We start from the raw sequence: 3,682 nt of genomic DNA, 5'->3' as shown, positions 1-3,682 counted from the left end.
TAACGGCTTTTTTGGTTGCTCGGCGCCGATTAAGGTAAATGGGGGCCTGCCAGGGAGGTAATCCTCGGGCAGGCAGCCCAAGACACTTTGCTAGTCGCTAGTCGTCGAAGTCGCCGGCCGGGCCCTTGTCGCTGTCCAGGCTGGCGGCGCGGGCGGCGATTTTATCCCCGGTCCAGTCGGCCGGATCTTCCAGCCGTTCGCTTTTAGGCCCTAGATCGTAGCCGCCCTGCTGAATAATGGCCGCCACTGCCAGCTCGGCGGTGTCTTCGGCGTTGAATACTTCGCTCAACAGCTTGTAAACGAAATCCTCCACCCGCTTGCACATCCGCTGACGGATGGCCAGGGGCTGGCCCAGCAGGCGGTTTTCAAAGGGTAAGTTCAAGTTCTTGTAATTGCCACCCTTCCAGCCCTGGGCATCGGCGTAGGCCACCATTTCCGCCCACATGGCCTCGGTGACCCCCTCGTTTTTCACCTTGATAAAGCGGCCGTCGCCATCGAGTTGGGCGTTGCCGTAGTCGTTGACTTCCACCCCCCAGGAAACCATCTGCAGAGCGGTGGCAACGTTGGCCTTGGTGGTCCGGGTCAGCTCGGCGATGGCCCGCAGCCGCTCCGAGGAGTTGCCGGAGGTGCCGTGCTGGGCCCCGGAAACCTTGTAGGGGGCCAGCTGGTCGTGAATGGTGCGGGTCAGTTCCACGTCGATGCCGGCGTCACTGGCTTCGATTCCGTGGGTGGTGCCGTTGTTGAGGGCGATCCAGTCCGGAAAAACCCCGTGGGCGTTGAGGCCCTGGATCAGGAAGAGGGCCTCGTCGGGGGTGGAAAGCCCGCTGGTGCCTTTGATTTCCCCCACTTCGGTCTCGTAACCGGCCCAGGCGGGCACCAGCTGACTCAAGGAAAGGCTGGTCAGCAGGTTCTTGTCGTCGGGCATGTGGGAGGCGTCGATGGCAATCGAAGTGATCCCGGCCTCGAACAGTGTGGGGATTTCCACCTTGGCGAAATTAATGTCGCTTTCCTTCTTGATCCCGTAATGGTCGGCGTGGATGGCCACCGGCACGGTAATCCCCAACTCGTTCATGGCCGCGTCCACCATGGTGGCCATGTTCCAATAATTGATCGGGCAATAGGCCTTGGCGCCCCCTTCGGAGCGGGCGATTTCAATGATGATGGCCGCATTGGCCCGCTGGGCGGCGGCCAGGGCCCCGCGGATGATGAAACTGTTGCGGGCGTTGGCGGCGATGGTCATGCAGCGGCCCTTGGTCAGCAGGGCCCGGTCGATCACCTTGCCGCTGACGATCAGGGCCCGGGAGTTGGGAAAAAGCCGGGCAATGTTGGGGGGGCGCCCCACCGCCAGCGCCCGGTCAAAATCGGCCTTAACCACGCTCATGGTAAACCTCCTGCAATAAGTCAATTAACAGTAAACGGAAGCAGCAAGCAGTATCATCAAGAGCATAGCCAAGCAGGGCGGGCTGCGCAACAACTGAATAGCGGCTTTCACCGCGACCAGCTCTTTGTTTGGGCGGCGGCAGGGCAAAAAAAAGCCCCGCACTCGAAAGTGCGGGGCTTTGGCTGACTCAATTCAGGATAAAAATTTTAGAGCTGACGGACGTTGCTGGCCGCCGGTCCCTTGGGACCGTCGACAATTTCGAACTCGACCCGGGCTCCTTCCTGCAGGGACTTGAAGCCCTGCCCCATAATTGCGGAATGATGCACGAAAACATCACTGCCGCCGTCCTGAGCGATAAAGCCGAACCCCTTTGCGTCATTGAACCACTTTACAGTGCCTTCTGCCATGATCTACTACTCCTCTGCTGGACGCGGTCCTGCGGACCACTTGATAAGTTCGCCGAGCCTCCAGGCTGATCAACCATGGAAATAAACTCGGCTTGCCGTCGGACCGCCCATACTAAAAAACCGCACGGACAAAAGAGCCTGTGCGGTTTGCTTCTTCGTAATTTTGCAATCACAAATGGTGCTGCGCAGCGACGGCGTCTATAAAAACACACCATCTCTTTACCACGGACCGAAAGTCCAGGCAAGGGGAAAAATCAAGCAAAACCAAATAAGGCAAAAAATAAGCACAGTTGCTTAGTTGAAATAATCCTTGGGGCCGCTCCGGGCATCAGGGCCACTCTCTTCGCCATGTGGTAGTTTGGCGGTGTCTCCCCAGGTTGCGCGAATACATGGCCGTAGCCTGGCCAAGAGGAACGTTAAATCGGTATCATAATCCTGGCCGGAGCAGAGTCTGTCAATGGGGGAAAGCCAAACCCTTGGCAGGCCCCTCGATCTTTTGCCATTTTCTCCCGGGTGCGGCTATCTTTATCCTTGACGAGAAAAGCTAATCCCACTATCTTTCCTTTATTTTCAGTGGCTGGCCCAAAAGGCTCAAGCCCTGTCGTCAATGCGGATTGTAGTGACGACGACCCCTTGGTCGTCCGGCTCCAAAAGGCCTAAGGCCCGTTGGCCGGTAATGACAAAACCCAAAGCTCGCAGCCTGTCTTGGCCCCGTTGCTTTACCGGCGATGGCCACCATTTTGCAGGCTTGCCCAGGGCATTCAACAGGCTTGGCTAAGGCCGGAGGAAAACAACCGGCAGCCAGGCTTTGCCAGTCGGCGCTGCCGACATTTTCGTTGTTTGGTCGTGGTCTTTAGCCACACATCCCACCGCAAGTCAATTATGCAAGGAGGAAACCGTATGTCCGTCTATGTTGTAGGTCATTCAAGCCCCGATACCGATTCCGTCGCCGGCGCCATCGCCTTCGCCCATTACCTGAAGGCCACCGGCACCGACGCCATCCCCGTCGTACAGGGTACCGAACTCAACCCCGAGAGCAAACTGGTGCTGGACAAATTCGGCTTGCCCCAGCCGGAATCTTTCACCGATGCCGCCGGCAAGGACGTGGCTCTGGTGGATTTCAGCGACATCGCCCAGGCTCCGGCCAACATCAAGGACGCCAACGTGGTGGCTGTTGTCGATCACCACAAAATCGGTGATATCACCACTGGCAGCCCGATCTTCTTTTACGCCAAGCCGGTGGGTTGCACCTGCACCGTGCTCAATGAAATGTTCAAGAACAACAACGTAGAGCTGCCCAAGAACATCGCCGGCGCCATGCTCTGCGCCATCCTCAGCGATACCGTCAACTTCAAGTCCCCGACCTGCACCGACGAAGACAAGGCCGCGGTCAAGGATCTGGTCGCTGTTGCCGGCGTCAGCGACACCGACGGGCTCTTCATGGAGATGCTCAAAGCCAAGTCCGCCGTTGACGGAGTACCGATCAAAGACCTGATCTTCCGCGACTACAAGGATTTCGACATGGGCGGCAAGAAGGTCGGCATCTGCCAGCTGGAACTGGCCACCCTGGATCAGGTCGCCCCGATGCGGGCCGATCTGGTCAAGGGCCTGGAAGCAGTCAAGGCCGAAGGCCGGCATTCCGTCATCATGATGCTGACCGACGTGGTCAAGGAAGGCTCGGAACTGCTGGTCCTCTCCGACGATCCGGCCATCATCGAAAAGGCCTTCAACGGCAAGCTCGCCAACAACACCATGTGGATTGACGGCATGATGAGCCGCAAGAAGCAGACCGTACCGCCCCTGCAGGCGGCCTTCGGCGCCTAAGTTAAAGCGCCCGGCTCTTAAGCCGAACCGGAAAACCGTAAAGCCCCCGTCGACTCAAGTCGGCGGGGGC

General features: G+C 58.5%; 3 protein-coding genes. 1 reads left to right on the top strand and 2 read right to left on the bottom strand.

Annotation, left to right across the window (positions count from 1 at the left end; translation table 11 throughout):
- Positions 1–97: 97 nt before the first annotated feature.
- Positions 98–1,381, bottom strand: coding sequence for a class II fructose-bisphosphate aldolase (locus ACHHTY_RS11900; protein ID WP_395494384.1), 1,284 nt, complete (start codon positions 1,379–1,381; stop codon positions 98–100).
- 206 nt (positions 1,382–1,587) lie between these two features.
- Positions 1,588–1,788 (bottom strand): cold-shock protein, encoded by a 201-nt coding sequence (locus tag ACHHTY_RS11895; protein WP_395494382.1) that lies wholly within the window; start codon positions 1,786–1,788, stop codon positions 1,588–1,590.
- Positions 1,789–2,688: 900 nt separating this feature from the next.
- On the opposite strand from ACHHTY_RS11895, the gene ACHHTY_RS11890 reads away from it, so the two are divergent.
- Positions 2,689–3,612 (top strand): manganese-dependent inorganic pyrophosphatase, encoded by a 924-nt coding sequence (locus ACHHTY_RS11890; RefSeq protein ID WP_395494381.1) that lies wholly within the window; start codon positions 2,689–2,691, stop codon positions 3,610–3,612.
- Positions 3,613–3,682: the final 70 nt, after the last annotated feature.

It is taken from the genome of Desulfurivibrio nitratireducens (genome assembly GCF_044068515.1).
Classification (GTDB): Bacteria; Desulfobacterota; Desulfobulbia; order Desulfobulbales; family Desulfurivibrionaceae; genus Desulfurivibrio.
This window is presented reverse-complemented; position numbering and strand designations above follow the sequence as displayed.